General features: G+C 71.9%; 14 protein-coding genes. 9 read left to right on the top strand and 5 right to left on the bottom strand.

Annotation, left to right across the window (positions count from 1 at the left end; translation table 11 throughout):
* The first annotated feature begins 52 nt into the window (after positions 1 to 52).
* The 5 genes from thiD to WBK50_RS29345 all read left to right on the top strand — a co-directional run bounded on the left by thiD (position 53) and on the right by WBK50_RS29345 (position 5502).
* The gene (gene thiD, locus WBK50_RS29365) at positions 53 to 874 is read left to right on the top strand and encodes a bifunctional hydroxymethylpyrimidine kinase/phosphomethylpyrimidine kinase (protein ID WP_341339544.1); all 822 of its coding nucleotides are present in this window, start codon (positions 53 to 55) and stop codon (positions 872 to 874) included.
* A 183-nt stretch (positions 875 to 1057) separates the two neighbouring features.
* Positions 1058 to 3337: a xanthine dehydrogenase family protein molybdopterin-binding subunit gene (locus tag WBK50_RS29360; protein ID WP_341338672.1), complete on the top strand. Its 2280-nt coding sequence runs from the start codon at positions 1058 to 1060 to the stop codon at positions 3335 to 3337.
* Positions 3334 to 3882 (top strand): (2Fe-2S)-binding protein, encoded by a 549-nt coding sequence (locus WBK50_RS29355; protein ID WP_341338671.1) that lies wholly within the window; start codon positions 3334 to 3336, stop codon positions 3880 to 3882. The genes WBK50_RS29360 and WBK50_RS29355 overlap by 4 nt, the downstream gene beginning before the upstream one ends.
* Positions 3879 to 4709, top strand: a complete 831-nt coding sequence (locus WBK50_RS29350) for an FAD binding domain-containing protein (protein WP_341338670.1) — start codon at positions 3879 to 3881, stop codon at positions 4707 to 4709. The genes WBK50_RS29355 and WBK50_RS29350 overlap by 4 nt, the downstream gene beginning before the upstream one ends.
* Positions 4710 to 4881: 172 nt before the next feature.
* Positions 4882 to 5502: an antibiotic biosynthesis monooxygenase gene (locus WBK50_RS29345; protein WP_341338669.1), complete on the top strand. Its 621-nt coding sequence runs from the start codon at positions 4882 to 4884 to the stop codon at positions 5500 to 5502.
* A 55-nt stretch (positions 5503 to 5557) separates the two neighbouring features.
* On the opposite strand, the gene mftM is transcribed toward WBK50_RS29345, so the two are convergent.
* Positions 5558 to 6262, bottom strand: coding sequence for a mycofactocin oligosaccharide methyltransferase MftM (mftM, locus tag WBK50_RS29340; protein ID WP_341338668.1), 705 nt, complete (start codon positions 6260 to 6262; stop codon positions 5558 to 5560).
* Positions 6263 to 6526: 264 nt separating this feature from the next.
* Between mftM and WBK50_RS29335 the strand changes: the two genes are divergently transcribed.
* Positions 6527 to 7453 (top strand): ABC transporter substrate-binding protein, encoded by a 927-nt coding sequence (locus WBK50_RS29335; protein WP_341338667.1) that lies wholly within the window; start codon positions 6527 to 6529, stop codon positions 7451 to 7453.
* 63 nt (positions 7454 to 7516) lie between these two features.
* Here the strand turns inward: WBK50_RS29335 and WBK50_RS29330 are convergent, their stop codons facing one another.
* The 4 genes from WBK50_RS29330 to WBK50_RS29315 all read right to left on the bottom strand — a co-directional run bounded on the left by WBK50_RS29330 (position 7517) and on the right by WBK50_RS29315 (position 13052).
* Complete coding sequence (locus tag WBK50_RS29330; RefSeq protein WP_341338666.1) at positions 7517 to 9058, bottom strand: VWA domain-containing protein; 1542 nt, start codon at positions 9056 to 9058, stop codon at positions 7517 to 7519.
* A 3-nt stretch (positions 9059 to 9061) separates the two neighbouring features.
* Positions 9062 to 10276: an AAA family ATPase gene (locus WBK50_RS29325; protein WP_341338665.1), complete on the bottom strand. Its 1215-nt coding sequence runs from the start codon at positions 10274 to 10276 to the stop codon at positions 9062 to 9064.
* A 182-nt stretch (positions 10277 to 10458) separates the two neighbouring features.
* Positions 10459 to 11751, bottom strand: a complete 1293-nt coding sequence (gene mdo, locus WBK50_RS29320) for an NDMA-dependent methanol dehydrogenase (RefSeq protein WP_297502937.1) — start codon at positions 11749 to 11751, stop codon at positions 10459 to 10461.
* 167 nt (positions 11752 to 11918) lie between these two features.
* Positions 11919 to 13052 (bottom strand): GNAT family N-acetyltransferase, encoded by a 1134-nt coding sequence (locus tag WBK50_RS29315; RefSeq protein WP_341338663.1) that lies wholly within the window; start codon positions 13050 to 13052, stop codon positions 11919 to 11921.
* Between the two features lie 189 nt (positions 13053 to 13241).
* On the opposite strand from WBK50_RS29315, the gene mftA reads away from it, so the two are divergent.
* The 3 genes from mftA to mftC are packed head-to-tail and all read left to right on the top strand — an operon-like array spanning position 13242 to position 14926.
* Positions 13242 to 13352, top strand: a complete 111-nt coding sequence (gene mftA / locus WBK50_RS29310; RefSeq protein ID WP_297502939.1) for a mycofactocin precursor MftA — start codon at positions 13242 to 13244, stop codon at positions 13350 to 13352.
* Positions 13342 to 13659, top strand: coding sequence for a mycofactocin biosynthesis chaperone MftB (gene mftB, locus WBK50_RS29305; RefSeq protein WP_341338662.1), 318 nt, complete (start codon positions 13342 to 13344; stop codon positions 13657 to 13659). The genes mftA and mftB overlap by 11 nt, the downstream gene beginning before the upstream one ends.
* A gap of 31 nt (positions 13660 to 13690) precedes the next feature.
* Positions 13691 to 14926 (top strand): mycofactocin radical SAM maturase, encoded by a 1236-nt coding sequence (gene mftC / locus WBK50_RS29300; RefSeq protein WP_341338661.1) that lies wholly within the window; start codon positions 13691 to 13693, stop codon positions 14924 to 14926.
* The last annotated feature ends 23 nt before the right edge of the window (positions 14927 to 14949 follow it).

The following is a 14949-nucleotide window of genomic DNA, read 5'->3' as shown; positions in this document are numbered from 1 at the left end:
AGGACGGCAGAGCGTGCCGGAGCAGACCGTCGGGACCACCCCGCCCCGGGTCATGACCATCGCGGGCACGGACTCCGGCGGCGGCGCCGGGATCGCCGCGGACCTGCGGACCTTCGCCGCGTGCGGCGTGCACGGCTGCCTCGCCGTCTGCGCGGTGACCGTGCAGAACTCGGTCGGGGTCACCGGCGTGCACACGATCCCGCCGGCGACCGTCGCCGCCCAGATCACCAGCGTCGCGTCGGACATCGGGCTCGACGCCGCCAAGACCGGGATGCTCGCCGGCACGGAGATCATCGAGGCCGTCGCGGAGGCGTGCGACGCCAACGGGATCGGCGCCGGGGGGCGTACCCCGCTCGTCGTGGACCCCGTCGCCGCGTCCATGCACGGGGACCAGTTGCTCGCGGACTCCGCCCTCGACGCCTTCCGGGACCTGCTCTTCCCGCGCGCCACGATCGTCACCCCGAACCTTGACGAGGTCCGCCTGCTCATCGGCCTCGACGTGCACGACCGCGCCGCGCAGTACGAGGCGGCGAAGGCGCTGCACGGCCTGGGCCCGCGCTACGTCCTGGTCAAGGGCGGACACCTCGCCGAGGACGTCGAGGGTTGCGTGGACCTCCTCTACGACGGCGACAGCTTCACCGAGCTGCCCGGCCCCCGCTTCGACACCGGGAACACCCACGGCGGCGGGGACTCGATGGCCGCGTCGATCGCGTCCGGCCTCGCGCGTGGGATGTCGGCACCGGAGGCCGTCGCCTTCGGCAAGCGCTACATCGTCGAGGCGGTGCGCCACTCCTACCCGCTCGGACAGGGCCACGGGCCCGTTTCGCCGCTCTGGACGGTCCGCCCCTGGTGGGAGGCTCGGCCAACCGTGTGAACGGCCGACCGGCGGGCTCCGCCCCGGTCGTTCCACCCTCCGCACGTGCGGTCCGATCGGCGGAAAGGGGTCGCGGATGCGGCTGTGTGACCGTCGACCTGAACCTTAGGCATGGCTAACCTGCAGGTCAGCGTGCCTGTGGCATGTCGCATGCCCGTGATCAGGGGGATAGTGTCGCCCGCGATGAGCATCTTGGGCACGCGCGTTGTCCGTACCGAGGACCCGGTGTTCCTCACACGGGGCGCGACATACACCGACGACCTGACCGACGAGCGGCTGACGGGTGCACTGCACCTCACGTTGGTCCGCTCCCCACTTGCGCACGCGAAGATCGCTTCGATCGACACGGAGGCCGCCAAGGCCGCCCCCGGTGTCGTCGCGGTGTACACCGGCGCCGACCTCGACCTCCAGCCGGCGCTGCTGTTCCCGGCCGCGAACAAGGCGATGCTGCGGCCTTTCCTCGCCACCGACACGGTGCGCTACGTCGGCGAGGCGGTCGCGGCCGTCCTCACCGAGGAGCACTGGCAGGGCGAGGACGCCGCGGACCTCGTCGAGGTCGACTACGACCCGCTCGAGGCCGTGATCGACCTCAAGAAGGCGCTCAGCGACGAGGTGCTGCTGTTCCCGGAGGCCGGGACCAACAGCGTCACCTCGATGCACCTCGGCAAGGACGACCCGGGCGACGAGTTCTTCGCGGACTGCGAGGTCGTCGTCACCCGGGAGATCACCAACCAGCGCCTCGCCGCGGCGCCGCTGGAGTCCCGCGCCGCGTCCGCCTACTGGGGCGACGACGGCCGCTGCACGATCTTCTGCTCCACCCAGAACGCCCAGAGCGCCCGCGACGAGGTCGCCGGCTGGATGGGCATGGACGCCAAGGACCTCCGGCTGATCCTGCCGGACGTCGGCGGCGGCTTCGGGGCGAAGATCGGCGCGGACCCGGAGTTCGCGCTGGTCGCCGCGCTCTCGAAGAGGGTGGGCCGTCCGGTCCGCTGGAACGAGAGCCGCTCGGAGAACATGACCGGGATGGTGCAGGGCCGCGCGCAGCTCCAGACCATCACCATCGGCGGTGATCGGGACGGCAAGGTCAAGGCCTACCGCCTCGACGTCATCCAGGACGCGGGTGCCTACCCGCGGCTGGGCGTCGTTCTGCCGATGTTCACCCGGATGATGGCGTCGGGGACCTACGACATCCCGAAGGTCTGGTCGACCGCGCAGGTCGTCGCCACCACCACGACGTCGACGGCCGCCTACCGCGGCGCCGGCCGTCCCGAGGCGACGCAGGCCATCGAGCGCGCCATGGACCTGTTCGCGGACGAGATCGGGATGGACCCGGCCGAGGTCCGCAAGATCAACGTCATCAAGCCCGAGCAGTTCCCCTTCACCACGAAGGGCGGCGCCGAGTACGACAGCGGCGAGTACGCCAAGGCGATCGACCTCGCGCTGGAGGCCTCGGACTACGCGGGCCTGCGCGCCGAGCAGAAGGCCCGCCGCGAGCGCGGTGACGCCGTGCAGCTCGGCATCGGCGTCTCGTCCTACGTGGAGATCACCGGCGGTGGCGCGTTCGTCGAGAACGCGACCGTCGAGGTCCACGCGGACGGCACGGTCACGGTGCTGACCGGCACGTCGCCGCACGGCCAGGGCCACGCGACGGCGTGGGCGATGCTCGCGAGCGACGAGCTCGGCATCCCGATCGAGAAGATCACCGTGAAGCACGGCGACACGGACCTGATCCCCAAGGGCGCCGGCACGATGGGCTCGCGGAGCCTGCAGACCGGCGGCATCGCGGTGCACAACGCCGCGTCCGAGCTCGTCGACCTCGCGAAGCAGCGGGCGGCGGACCTGCTCGAGGCGAACGTGGACGACCTGGAGATCGACAAGGAGACCGCGTCGGTCGTCGTCAAGGGCGTCCCGGGATCCAAGAGCGTCTCGCTCGCCGAGCTCGCCGCGGCCGAGGAGCTCAAGGTCTTCCACGAGTGGGACGGCAAGAAGCCGACCTTCCCGTTCGGCGCGCACGTCGCCGTCGTCGAGGTGGACGTCGAGTCCGGCAAGGCGACGGTCGAGCGCATCTGGGCCGTGGACGACGCGGGCCCGATCCTGAACCCGCTGATCTTCGACGGGCAGCGGCACGGCGGCATCGCCCAGGGCATCGCGCAGGCGCTGCTCGAGGAGGTCGTCTTCGACCCCGACGGCCAGCCGCTGACCGCGACGTTCGCGGACTACGGCATCCCGTCCGCGGCGGAGCTGCCCAGCTTCGACCTCGTGACCATGGAGACGCCCACGCCGATCAACCCGATGGGCTACAAGGGGATCGGCGAGGCCGGGACCATCGGGTCCTGTCCGGCGGTGCAGAACGCGGTGATCGACGCCGTCTCGCACCTCGGGGTCAGCCACATCGACATGCCTCTCACGCCGGTGCGCGTGTGGACGGCGATCGACGCAGCCCAGAAGGAGGCGTCCAAGTGAAGGTAGAGATCACGGTCAACGGCGAGCGCACCAGCGCCGACGTCGAGCCCCGGACGCTGCTCGCGCACTACCTGCGGGACAACGTGGGTCTCAAGGCCACCAACATCGGCTGCGACACCACCTCGTGCGGGGCGTGCACGGTCCTGGTCGACGGCGAGTCGGTCAAGTCCTGCACGGTCCTCGCGGTGCAGGCGGACCAGCAGGCCGTCACCACCATGGAGGGCCTCGAGGGCGCCTCCGAGGGCAACCCGGCGCACGCCGTCACCGCGGCGTTCCGCCAGGAGCACGGCCTGCAGTGCGGGTTCTGCACCCCCGGCATGGTCATGGCCGCGATCAGCCTCATCGAGGAGGACCCGGACCTGGACGAGAAGGCGGTCCGTGAGGGGCTCGAGGGCAACCTCTGCCGCTGCACGGGCTACCACAACATCGTCCGCGCGGTGCTCGTCGCCGCGGGCAAGGACCCCGACGCCGCCCAGCAGGCCGAGGCGAAGTCCGGCTCCCGCTCGATGGCGCCCGGCTTCTCCACCGGGGAGGCCGGCGCGTGATCCCCGTCGGATTCGAGTACAGCCGCCCCGACACGGTCGACGCGGCGCTCGCGCTGCTCGCCGAGCACGGTGAGGACGCGACGATCCTGGCCGGCGGGCACTCCCTGCTGCCGGTCATGAAGCTGCGCCTCGCGGCGCCCGAGATGGTCATCGACATCGGCCGGCTCGCGGAGCTCAACTACATCCGGGTCGACGGCGACGAGGTCGCCATCGGCGGCGTCACCCGCTACCGCGACCTGGTGATCTCCGACGTGCTGGCGGCCGAGTGCCCGCTGCTGCCGGCGGTCGCGCGGACGGTCGGGGACCCGCAGGTCCGCCACCGCGGCACGCTCGGCGGCTCGCTGGCCCACGGCGACCCGGCCTCGGACCTCCCGGCCGCGGTCCTCGCGCTGGGCGGCACCGTGGTGCTGCGCTCGCCGCGCGGGACGCGGTCCGTCCCGATCACCGAGTTCTACACCGGGGTCTTCTCCTCGGTGAAGGAGCCGGACGAGCTCGTCGTCGAGGTCCGGGTGCCGCGCACCGGCACCGCGGGCTGGGCGTACGAGAAGTTCACCCGGCGCAGCAACGACTGGGCGATCGTCGCGGTTGCCGTGGTCGACGGCCGGGTCGGGCTCGTGAACATGGGCTCCACCCCGCTCCGCGCCTCGGCCACCGAGGCCGCGCTCGCCGAGGGCAAGTCGGTCGAGGAGGCCGCGGCGCTGGCCGACGTGGGCACCGAGCCCCCGGCGGACAACGCGGGCACCCCGGAGTACCGGAGGCACCTCGTCAAGGTCCTCACGAGGCGGGCCCTCACCACCGCCGCGGGGATCTCCGCCCCCGGCGCGTAGCTCCCGCCCTTTCTGCACGAACGGCACTTTCGCCCCTACCGAGCGGGAGTGCCGTTCGTGCGTCCGGGACCACTCCGCGAACGGCGCATTGCCCTCCCGGGCCGGGAGGAGAACCCTGTCCGACGGCCGGCGGCGCCGTCGGGGTGCCGCCCCCGTCGGAAGGAGGTGGCCCGTGTACGCACGTTCCACCACGATCCTCGCCCACCCGGAGAACCTCGACCGTGGCGTCGCGCTGGCCCGCGACGAGGTCCTGCCCGCGGTGCTCGACACCCCCGGCTGCATCGGCATGTCGATGATCGTCGACCGCGACTCGGGCCGGTGTATCGCGACGACGGCCTGGGAGTCGATGGAGGCCATGCGGGACTCCGAGGGCATGGTCCGCCCGCTGCGCGACCGGGTGGCCGACGTGCTGGGCGGCCGCGCACAGGTCGACGAGTGGGAGATCGGGGTGCTGCACCGCGCCCACAACAGCTCACCCGGCGCCTGCGTGCGGGTGACCTGGCTGCGCTTCGATCCCGCCACGATGGACCGCGGGCTGGACATGTATCGGCAGTCGCTGCTGCCGGCGATGGAGCGGATGGACGGCTTCTGCAGCGCGAGCCTGCTGATGGACCGCGCCGAGGGCATCACCGTCTCGTCGGTGACCTTCGACAGCGCCGACGCCATGGCGGCGAGCAGTGACGAGGCCGAGCGGATGCGCGCGAACGTCACGGCCGAGCTGGGCGGCGAGGTCCTTGAGGTCGCCGAGTTCGAGCTGGCCCTGGCGCACCTGCGGGTGCCCGAGCTGGTCTGAGCACGCTCGCCCGGACGCCGAGCCGGCGTCCGGGCGGCGGCCTGCGCGACCGCGCTCAGCCGGGGTCGATCACCAGCCAGCCGCCGTGGTGCGTGCTCACCGTGTACGGCAAACCGGTCGCGTCGCCCAGCTCCGCGAGTACGGACTCGTCGAACCTGCGGAGGTGGCCCCAGGTCTCGTTCGGCACCTCCTCGAACGGCACCGCGACGACCACCCGCCGGCGCGCCAGGCGCAGCATCTCGGCCAGCACGGCCTTGTCCTCCTCGGCCGGCAGGTGCTCGAGCAGGTGCACCGCGAAGACGGTGTCCGCCGAGGCGTCCGGGAGTGGCACGGCCCGGGCGTCGGCGACCATCGTGTCCAGGGCGAGGCCGAGCCGCGGGGCCATGCGGGCCAGCAGATCGACGGTGCCGTCCGTGAGGTCCGTCGCCGTCACCCGGTGCCCGGCGGCGGCGAGGCGCAGGGCCAGGAAGCCGAAGCAGCTGCCCAGCTCGAGCACCTCGGGCCCGACGGCGAGCTCCGCGGCCCGCTCGTGTACGGGCTGGAGCTCCGCGTTGGTGCCGCCGGGACGGACCTCGCCGTGCAGCGCGGCGAGGGTGTTGCGGTAGAACGCGAGCCACGCGTCGTCGGGATCCCCGGCGGCGGAACGGACGACGGCGACGAACGCCTCCTCGAACCGGTCCGCCGGCAGCAGCCCGGGCTGCACCAGGGTGCGGTCCAGCCAGCCCGCCAGGTCGTTGTCCAGGCGGTCGAGTCGGATCATCGGCACACTCCCTGCCTCGGCACACGGCCTGCCTCGCGGGCTCCCGGTGCCGACGCTAGGGAGCGGCGCTCCCGGTGAGGAGGTTTCCCGGTGACAACCGTCCGGCGGCAGCGGGGAAACCGTCCGACCGGGCAGGGCCGCACGCTCCTCGCGCCGCCCCACCGCGGGCCGGGCCCGCCTCGTGACGACGGTCCCGGAGCCCCCGGCCGGACGCATCCTTAGGCTAGGCTCACCTGGCTGAGTGAGCTCGAGCCGAGGAGAAGCATGTCCCGATCTCGCCTGTTCCGGACCGCCGCCCGGATCGCCGTGGCCGGCGTGGCGGCAGTGACCGTGGCCGCGTGCGGTACGACCGACGACGCCGCCCCGGCGGACGGCGGCGGGACGCGCACCGTGTCCCACGCGATGGGCACGACCGAGATCGCCGGCCCGCCGGAGCGGGTCGTCGTCCTCGACAGCGGCGAGCTGGACTCGGTGCTCGCCCTGGGCGTCACCCCTGTCGGCGCGGTGGCCGCGGACGGCTCCGGGAGGCTGCAGTCCTACCTGGCCGACCGCACGCGGGACGTGGCGGTCGTCGGCACCATCGGCGAGCCGAACCTGGAGCAGATCGCGGCGTTGCGCCCGGACCTCATCCTCTCGAACAAGGTCCGCCACGAGGCGCTCTACGGCGCGCTGTCGCAGATCGCCCCGACGGTCTTCGCGGAGAGGGTCGGCGTGGCCTGGAAGGACAATCTCCGGCTCGCGGGCGAGGCGCTCGGCAGACCGCAGGAGGCGGCCCGGGTGCTCGCCGAGTACGAGGACGCGGCCCGCGCCGCCGGGGCCCGCTACGGCGATCCGGCACAGGTCGAGGTGAGCATGGTCCGCTTCGTCGGCGGCACCGTCCGGCTCTACGGCGCGGGTTCGTTCATCGGCACCGTCCTCGCCGACGCCGGGTTCGCCCGCCCGGCCGCGCAGCAGGCGGACACGACGTTCGTCGAGGTCAGCCAGGAGCAGATCGGGCAGGCCGACGCCGACCGGCTCTTCTACGGCGCGTACGGCGAGCAGGGCGGCGCGGCCCAGGCCGCCGTGACCGGCGGCCCGCTGTGGCAGAGCGTCCCCGCGGTCGCGGAGGGCCGGGCGCGGGCGGTGTCCGACGACCTCTGGTACCTCGGGATCGGGCCGATCGCCGCGAACCTCGTGCTGCAGGAGCTCTGATGCGGCTGGCGCCGCCCGTGCGCGGAAACCGTTGCCCGGGCGACGATTTCCGCGCACGAGCCGTCAGCGGCCGATCAGCTCGCCGCTCATCTCGTTCGCGGTCGTCTCCAGGCCGGTCAGGTCCCGGACGACCCGGACCCGGTCGCAGTGCTCCGCGTACGCGGGCAGGTCGCAACGGCCCAGGCCCCAGGAGTAGCGCGGCTCGGGCGTCAGCCAAATCGTCTCCCGCGCCCGGCGCGTGATCTCGACGAACGCCTCCATGTTCGGGTCGTTCCCGTTGCCACGCCCGTCGCCCAGGACCAGCACCGTCGAGCGGCGGGTGACCGCCGAGCCGTGCTCCTCCAGGAACTGCCCGAACGCGAGCCCGTAGTTCGAGTTCGCGTCGACGTCGATCACGTCCCCGCCGAACACCAGGCCGAGCGCGTGCTCCACCGGATGGTCCGCGAACAGTTCCGTGATCTCGGCGATCTCGTCCACGAACGCGAACGAGCGCACCTGCCCGAACAGGTCCTGCAGGCCGTGCACGAGGTGCAGGGTGAAGCGCGCCGTGGCCCGGACGGACAGCGAGACGTCCGCCAGGATGACCAGCCGCGGCTTGTCCTCCTGCCGCTTCACGGTGACCGGGTTGAACGGGACGCCGTCGTAACGCATGTTGCGGCGCATCGTGCGGCCCGAGTCGATCCGGCCCTGCGGCGAGACCCGGCGCCGGTGCGTGAGCGCGCCGTGCAGGGTCTTGGCGAGGCGGCGCAGCGAGTCCTCGAGCTGCATCCGCTCGGTCTCGGTGGCCCGGTCCACCTCGGCGACGCGCCCCTCGCCCTCCCCGCCGTCGACGATGCGCTGCTCGATCTCCATCAGCGCCTCGAGATGCTTCTTGATCGCCTCGGGCAGGTTCGTCAGGACGCCCGCGAGCCTGCGCCGCAGCGCCGCCGCGTCGTCCTCGGTGCCGGCCTCGGCCCGGGCGTCCTCCTCCGCCGCGGTCAGCCAGCCCAGCAGGGCCTCCTGCTCCGCGACGGAGAGGTCGGCGTCGACCTTCGTGCCGGTGGCCGTCGAGATGTCCCCGGGCATGCCCGCGCCGGAGAGCCGGTCCGTCTCGATCTGGACCCGGTTGCCCTCGGCCGCCTGGGTCTGCTGGTTGTCCTTGGAGAAGACGATCTCCTCGGTCATCGCGGCCAGGTCGATCTTGTTGGCCTCCTGGTGCAGGTTGTACTGCTGCGCCAGGTCGTCCGGGTCGAAGAAGTCCCGGATGTCCACGGGCTTGCCGTGCTCGTGGCCCTGCTGCGGGGTCTCGCTGGGGTCCTCGGAGAGCGTGAAGTCCTCCAGCGCGCCCTCGTCGGTCATGTCCCCGTGGCCGTGCCCGTGGCCGTGCCCGGTCTCCTGCTCGCCCACCTTGACCAGGGCGAAGAACAGGTCGAACACCTCGGAGTACGTGGCCTCGTCCCGCCGGTCCTTGACCAGCGCGACCCGCAGCGCCTCCTTCATGACGGTCTTGTCCGCCAGCACACCCGGCTGGGCGGCGCAGCGCATCGCGTCGAGGGCCTCGGAGACCGAGATCCGCACGCCGCGGATCCGCAGCAGCCGCACGAAGCGGTGGATCGTGGCCTCCATCGCTTACAACGCCCGCTTGCGGCCGAGCCCGAACGAGCGGCTGCCCTGACCCGGTGTGACGCTGCGCGGCGTGGCGGGGCCGGGGTCCTTCTCGGTGCCCTTGGCGTAGGTCGGGGTCCCGTAGGCGCCCTCGCCGTGCCGGCCTGCGGTGTCCTTGCCCGCTCGCTTCGCGCGGCCGTCGACGTCACCGTCGTCGTCGTGCGTGTGGTCCGAGCCGTGGCCGTGCCCATGTCCGTGTCCGTGGCCGTGACCCGGCTCCTCGATCGTCGCGTTCGGGTCCACGAGCCGGGGCAGCGCGTCGAGCGCCTTCCGGACGTCCTTGTCGTACTTGACGACGACGCTCACGGTGTCCGAGAGCACCTGCGCGTTGAGCTCGTCGACGCCCAGGACCGCGAGCGTGCGCGCCCAGTCGATCGTCTCGGAGATGCTCGGCGCCTTGCGCAGCTCGAGCTCGCGCAGCCCGCGCACGACGTCGACCAGCTCCTCGGCCAGCGCGTCGGCCAGCCCCGTCTTCTTCGACCGGACGATCTCCAGCTCGCGCTCGGCGGCCGGGTAGTCCAGGAAGAGGTGCAGGCAGCGGCGCTTGAGGGCGGCGGCCAGGTCCCGGGTGTTGTTCGAGGTCAGCAGCACGTACGGCTTCTGCTTCGCGGTGAACGTGCCCACCTCGGGCACGGAGATCTGGAACTCGCCGAGGGTCTCCAGCAGCACGGCCTCCAGCGCTTCGTCGGCGCGGTCGACCTCGTCGATCAGCAGCACGACGGGCTGCTCGGAGCGGATCGCCTCGAGCAGCGGGCGCGGGGCGAGGAAGCGCTCGGAGAAGAAGACGCTCTCGTTCTCCCCGATCCGCTCGACCGCGGTGTGCAGGTCGGGGGCGTCCTCGACGACCTGCCCGATCTTCTCCCGCAGGATCTGGGTGTACATGAGCTGCTTGCCGTAGTCCCACTCGTACAGGGCCTTGGTCTCGTCCTGGCCCTCGTAGCACTGCAGGCGAAGCAGGCGGCGGCCCGTGGCGAGCGCCAGCATCTTCGCGAGCTCGGTCTTGCCGACGCCGGCGGGGCCCTCCAGCAGGAGCGGCTTGTCCAGGCGGGTCAGCAGGAAGACGGTCGTGGCGAGGCGGGTGTCGGCGATGTAGCCCTGCTCGCGCAGCGCGTCGACGACCTCCTGGACCGACTCGAAGGGAGGGTCGGGGTTCTCGGTGGCGGTCACGGCGTCGGTCACGCAAGTGCTCCTTCCGCGCGGCCTCTGCGGCGGGCCGCGGCAGGCACGCAGCGAGCGGGCCCATCGCTCCCAGTGTGAACCAGGGAGCCGGGATGGGCCCGCTGAGCTGTGTGATGTCCGTGCTGGTCGATCGGACCCGTGCGCGGGAAACCTCGTTCCAGCGAGGTTTCCCGCGCACGGGGTCAGCTGAGCAGGTCGTCGAGGTCGCCGTTGATGCAGTGGTCGACGACCGGACGGACCGTCTCGAACGTGCACTCCTTGGGGTTGCCCGGGGTACACGCGTCGCCGAGCACGTGGTTGGTGATGCGGTCCACGTCCGCCGCGTCGCCGCGGATGGTCTTCTCGTTCTCGTAGAACTTGGTCGGGCCCTGGCCCAGCCGGTTCTTCGAGTAGGAGTCCTGGGTGACGTCGATGAAGCGCTCCGGGATGCCCACGTCGCGCAGCAGCCGGATCGCGGCGGCGAGCGCGGCCTCGGCGGCCTGCACCTTGGTCATGCCGTGGGTGTCGATGCCCATGGCCTCCGCGATGTCGGCGAAGCGCTCGTAGCAGACCGGCATGTTGAACGCCCAGACGCGCGGGAGCGCGATGGCGTTGTTCAGGCCGTGGTGGGTGTCGTAGAACGCCGAGACGGCGTGGCTGATCGAGTGGATGATCCCGAGGCCGCCGGAGTTGAACGCCTGGGCGGCGATGTACTGCGCGTACATCATGCCCTCGCGGCCGGCCAGGTCCTGGCCGTTCCACACCGCCTGGCGCAGGTTCTGCGCGGTCAGCTTGACCGCGTGCAGCGCGTTGCCGAGCGACGGCTGGAAGTTCAGCCGGGAGACGTAGGGCTCGGAGGCGTGCGCGAGGACGTCGAAGCCGCACTGCGCGGTGTAGTCGATCGGGCAGTCGTAGTAGAGCACCGGGTCGTCGATCGCCAGCGAGGTCACGCACGCGTCGTCGAACGCCACGTACTTGTGCGGGTTGTCCGGGTCCGTCGTGGTGTCGGTGATGACGTAGGCCCACGAGGTCTCCGAGCCGGTGCCGGCCGTGGTGGAGACCGCGATGTGCGGCGGGTTCTGCGGGTTCTCGGACTTGTTGAAGCCCTCGAACTCGTTGACGTTGCGGCCGTCGTGGGCCACCGAGACGCGCGCGCCCTTGCAGGCGTCGTGCGAGGAACCGCCGCCGATCGAGACGAACGAATCGCACTTGTTCTGCTGGTAGAGGCCCACAGCGTCCATGACGTTGTAGTCCTTGGGGTTGGACTCGACCTTGTCGTAGACCACGACCTCGAGGCCGTGGTACTTCATCGACTCGACGATCTTGTGGACGATGTCGGTGCCGCGCAGGCCCGAGGTCATCACGAGCGTCTTCTTGAAGCCCAGCTTGAGGGCCTCCGGCCCGATCATCTCGTGTGCGCCCGGCCCCATCAGCGCCTTGGGGAACGGGTGGAACTCCTTGAGCGGGAACGGCTTCAACAGCTCGTCGACCTGCATGGCAGCCCTTTCTGGTGCAGGTGGATCTCGGTCGTCGGCGACGCTATGGCCGCAGTGACCGTGCGCACAGTGCCGCGAGCGGGAAACCGTCAAGAGGTGGGGGCGAAAACCGTCGGGTCGGACAGGGCGGGATGCGACCTTCCGCGCACGAGCGGCGAAGCCGCCTCTCAGCCCTGCCGGCCCGCCGCCCAGGTCTCGTCGATCACCGTGAACCCGCGGCGGGCGTACCAGTGCCGGGGCCAGTCCTCGGCCAGCGCGTCGAGCGCGAGCAGGTCGCAGCCGGCCGCCTCCGCGACGACGGCCGCGCCCCTGAGCAGCGCGTCGCCGTATCCCTTCCCGCGGTGGGCGGGCGAGGTCTCGACGGCGTCGAGCACGGCCGTGGCGCCGTCGATCGCGCAGGCGGCAGCCGCCACGACGGCTCCGTGGGCGTCCCGCACGGCCAGATACCGGATGTCGACGCCCTGGTCGTCGACGGGGTAGCGGTCCGGCAGCCGCAGCCGCTGCGGATCGTCCGCGGGCAGATCCGTGCGCCACGCGTCCGTCCAGACCTGCCGGACCTCCGCGAGCGTCGCGGGTCCCGCGACGGGCCCGTCGTCGAGCGGCCCGTCGCCGAGCGGGCGGGTCATCACCACCTCGTGCTGCACCCACCAGCCGCTGCGGCCGAGCTCGCGCGCGACCGGGCCGGGATCGGGGCCGCGCAGGGTTGCGCAGCGGTGCCTCCGCCCGGCCCCGCCGAGCACCCGGTCCGCCTCCGCGCGGATGTCCTGGGCAGCCGTCATGTCGTCGACGAGGAGCTGGTTGCAGGCGTGCGACCACGGCACGGCCGCCTGCAGGACGGCCACGCCCCCGGTCACCGGCACCTCCGTCGTCGCGATCCGGCGCGGCATCGAGTCCGCGAACGCCTGCAGGCGCGCGGCGTGGTCCGCACGCTCCGGCGGCGCGGGCGGGGCGTCGAACCCGCCGTCGCCCCGGGGTCGGAAGGTCTGCACCGCGAGCACTGCGGAGGTCGGCACCGCGCCGTAGGCGTGCGGGAAGCGCATCGACGCCGGGTCCCCCGCAACCCCCGGCTCCCACCGGATCTCGATCCCGGCGGCCTCGATCGCGGCGGTGTCCACGGCGAGCAGCAGGAGATCCCGGCGGCCCCGGAAGAGGCGGTCCGCGGGGAGCGCGACCTGCTCGTGCGTCGAGAGGTGGACGAAGCCGACGTCGGCCGGCGAGGGCGGGGCGATCGCCCCGGCGGACAGGTACCCCCGCCACTCGCCGGGGGTGGCCAGGTGCAGGAGGGTGGCCGGTTCGTTCACGGAGGTGAGAATGCCGGTCCGCGGCAGGGGAACGGCGGGGGCCTCCGGTCGGCCTCGGGGTGACGACCGGGCGTCCCGTCCGATCGGAGGGGCGTGACGATCAGATCCTTGCCTTTCTGCACTCGGTGCCAATACTGTCCGAAGGGCTGCCCTGCAGCACCCGACAGCGTCGTTTCCAGGAGGTAGACCATGGCTTCGATCGACCAGACCGAGTCCGTGTCCGAGGAGTCCACCGCGCCCGTGGTCGAGGAGACCCTGGTCGAGGAGGTCTCGATCGACGGCATGTGCGGTGTCTACTAAGGACATCGCTGCGGCCGCCGGTCCCGGGGTCGACTTCGATCCCGGGACCGCGTATCGCTGCAGCCCGCAGGTGTCGCTGCGGCCCGAGCCCTTCGGTGCGCTCGTCTACCACTTCGGCACCCGCAAGCTCTCCTTCCTCAAGACCCCGGAGCTGGTGGCGGTCGTGAAGGGGCTGGAGCACCACCCGGACGTCCACGCCGCCGTCGAGGCCGCGGGGGTCACCGAGTCCGAGCGTCCCGCCTACCTGCGGGCACTCGCCGGACTGGCGGCGTCCGGAACGATCGAAGCACGCCCCCTGACGCCCTGAGCCGTCCCCGCCACGACGAGTGGAGTGCACGTTGAAGCTGGTCGATCATTTCCAGTACGGCCTGAACGCCCCGATCTGTCTCACCTGGGAGCTCACCTACGCCTGCAACCTGGCGTGCGTGCACTGCCTGTCGTCCTCCGGCCGCCGGGACCCGCGTGAGCTGTCGACCGCGGAGGCCAAGGCCGTCATCGACGAGCTGCAGCGGATGCAGGTCTTCTACATCAACATCGGCGGTGGTGAGCCCACGGTGCGCCCGGACTTCTGGGAGCTCCTGGACTACTCGATCGCCCACAACGTCGGGGTCAAGTTCTCGACGAACGGGATCAAGATCGACAAGGAGCGAGCCGCCCGGCTGGCGAAGACCGACTACGTCGACATCCAGATCTCGCTCGACGGCGCGACCGCCGAGGTCAACGACTACGTCCGCGGCCCGGGATCCTTCGACACGGCGATCCGCGCACTGGAGAACCTGGCCGAGGCCGGTTTCCAGCAGCCGAAGATCTCGGTCGTGATGACCCGGCAGAACGTCGACCAGCTCGACGAGTTCAAGGCGATCGCGGACAAGTACGGCGCCCAGCTGCGGATCACGCGGATGCGCCCGTCGGGTCGCGGCGCGGACGTCTGGGACGAGCTGCACCCGCTGCCGTCGCAGCAGAAGCAGATGTACGACTGGCTCGTGGACCGCGGGGACCAGGTGCTCACCGGGGACTCGTTCTTCCACCTCTCCGCGTTCGGCGAGGCCCTGCCCGGGCTCAACCTCTGCGGCGCCGGGCGCGTGGTCTGCCTGATCGACCCGGTCGGCGACGTCTACGCCTGCCCGTTCGCGATCCACGAGAACTTCCTCGCCGGCAACGTCCGGGACGAGGGCGGCTTCCAGAAGGTGTGGGAGTCCAGCGAGCTGTTCACCGAGCTGCGCCAGCCGCAGACCGGTGGGGCGTGCGCGTCCTGCATGCACTACGACTCCTGCCAGGGCGGTTGCATGGCGGCCAAGTTCTTCACCGGCCTCCCGCTCGACGGCCCGGACCCGGAGTGCGTGCGCGGGTTCGGTGAGCAGGCGCTCGCCGCCCGGGACATGGACACCCTGATCCCGAAGTCCGAGGTGGACCACTCCCGCTCGGCCCCGCGGAACTCGCGCTCGGGCAAGGCGCCGGTCCCGCTGACGCTGTCCATCGCCCGCCCGGACCGCGCGTGCGAGACCAGCCCGCTCGCCGGGATGGGGGCCTCGGACACGGACTCGGGCCTCCGGGTCCCCGTCGCCGGCTCCTAGCCGGCCCACAGTCCGCCGGCGCC

Source organism: Pseudonocardia sp. T1-2H, from assembly GCF_038039215.1.
In the GTDB taxonomy this organism is placed as follows: domain Bacteria; phylum Actinomycetota; class Actinomycetes; order Mycobacteriales; family Pseudonocardiaceae; genus Pseudonocardia.
This window is presented reverse-complemented; position numbering and strand designations above follow the sequence as displayed.

Excerpts from the sequence above, each read along its gene's own strand:
- WBK50_RS29335 (WP_341338667.1), top strand. The coding sequence starts at position 6,527 with ATGTCCCGATCTCGCCTGTTCCGGACCGCCGCCCGGATCGCCGTGGCC.
- mdo (WP_297502937.1), bottom strand. The coding sequence starts at position 11,751 with ATGCAGGTCGACGAGCTGTTGAAGCCGTTCCCGCTCAAGGAGTTCCAC.
- thiD (WP_341339544.1), top strand. The coding sequence starts at position 53 with ATGACCATCGCGGGCACGGACTCCGGCGGCGGCGCCGGGATCGCCGCG.
- WBK50_RS29360 (WP_341338672.1), top strand. The coding sequence starts at position 1,058 with ATGAGCATCTTGGGCACGCGCGTTGTCCGTACCGAGGACCCGGTGTTC.
- WBK50_RS29330 (WP_341338666.1), bottom strand. The coding sequence starts at position 9,058 with ATGGAGGCCACGATCCACCGCTTCGTGCGGCTGCTGCGGATCCGCGGC.
- mftM (WP_341338668.1), bottom strand. The coding sequence starts at position 6,262 with ATGATCCGACTCGACCGCCTGGACAACGACCTGGCGGGCTGGCTGGAC.
- mftA (WP_297502939.1), top strand. The coding sequence starts at position 13,242 with ATGGCTTCGATCGACCAGACCGAGTCCGTGTCCGAGGAGTCCACCGCG.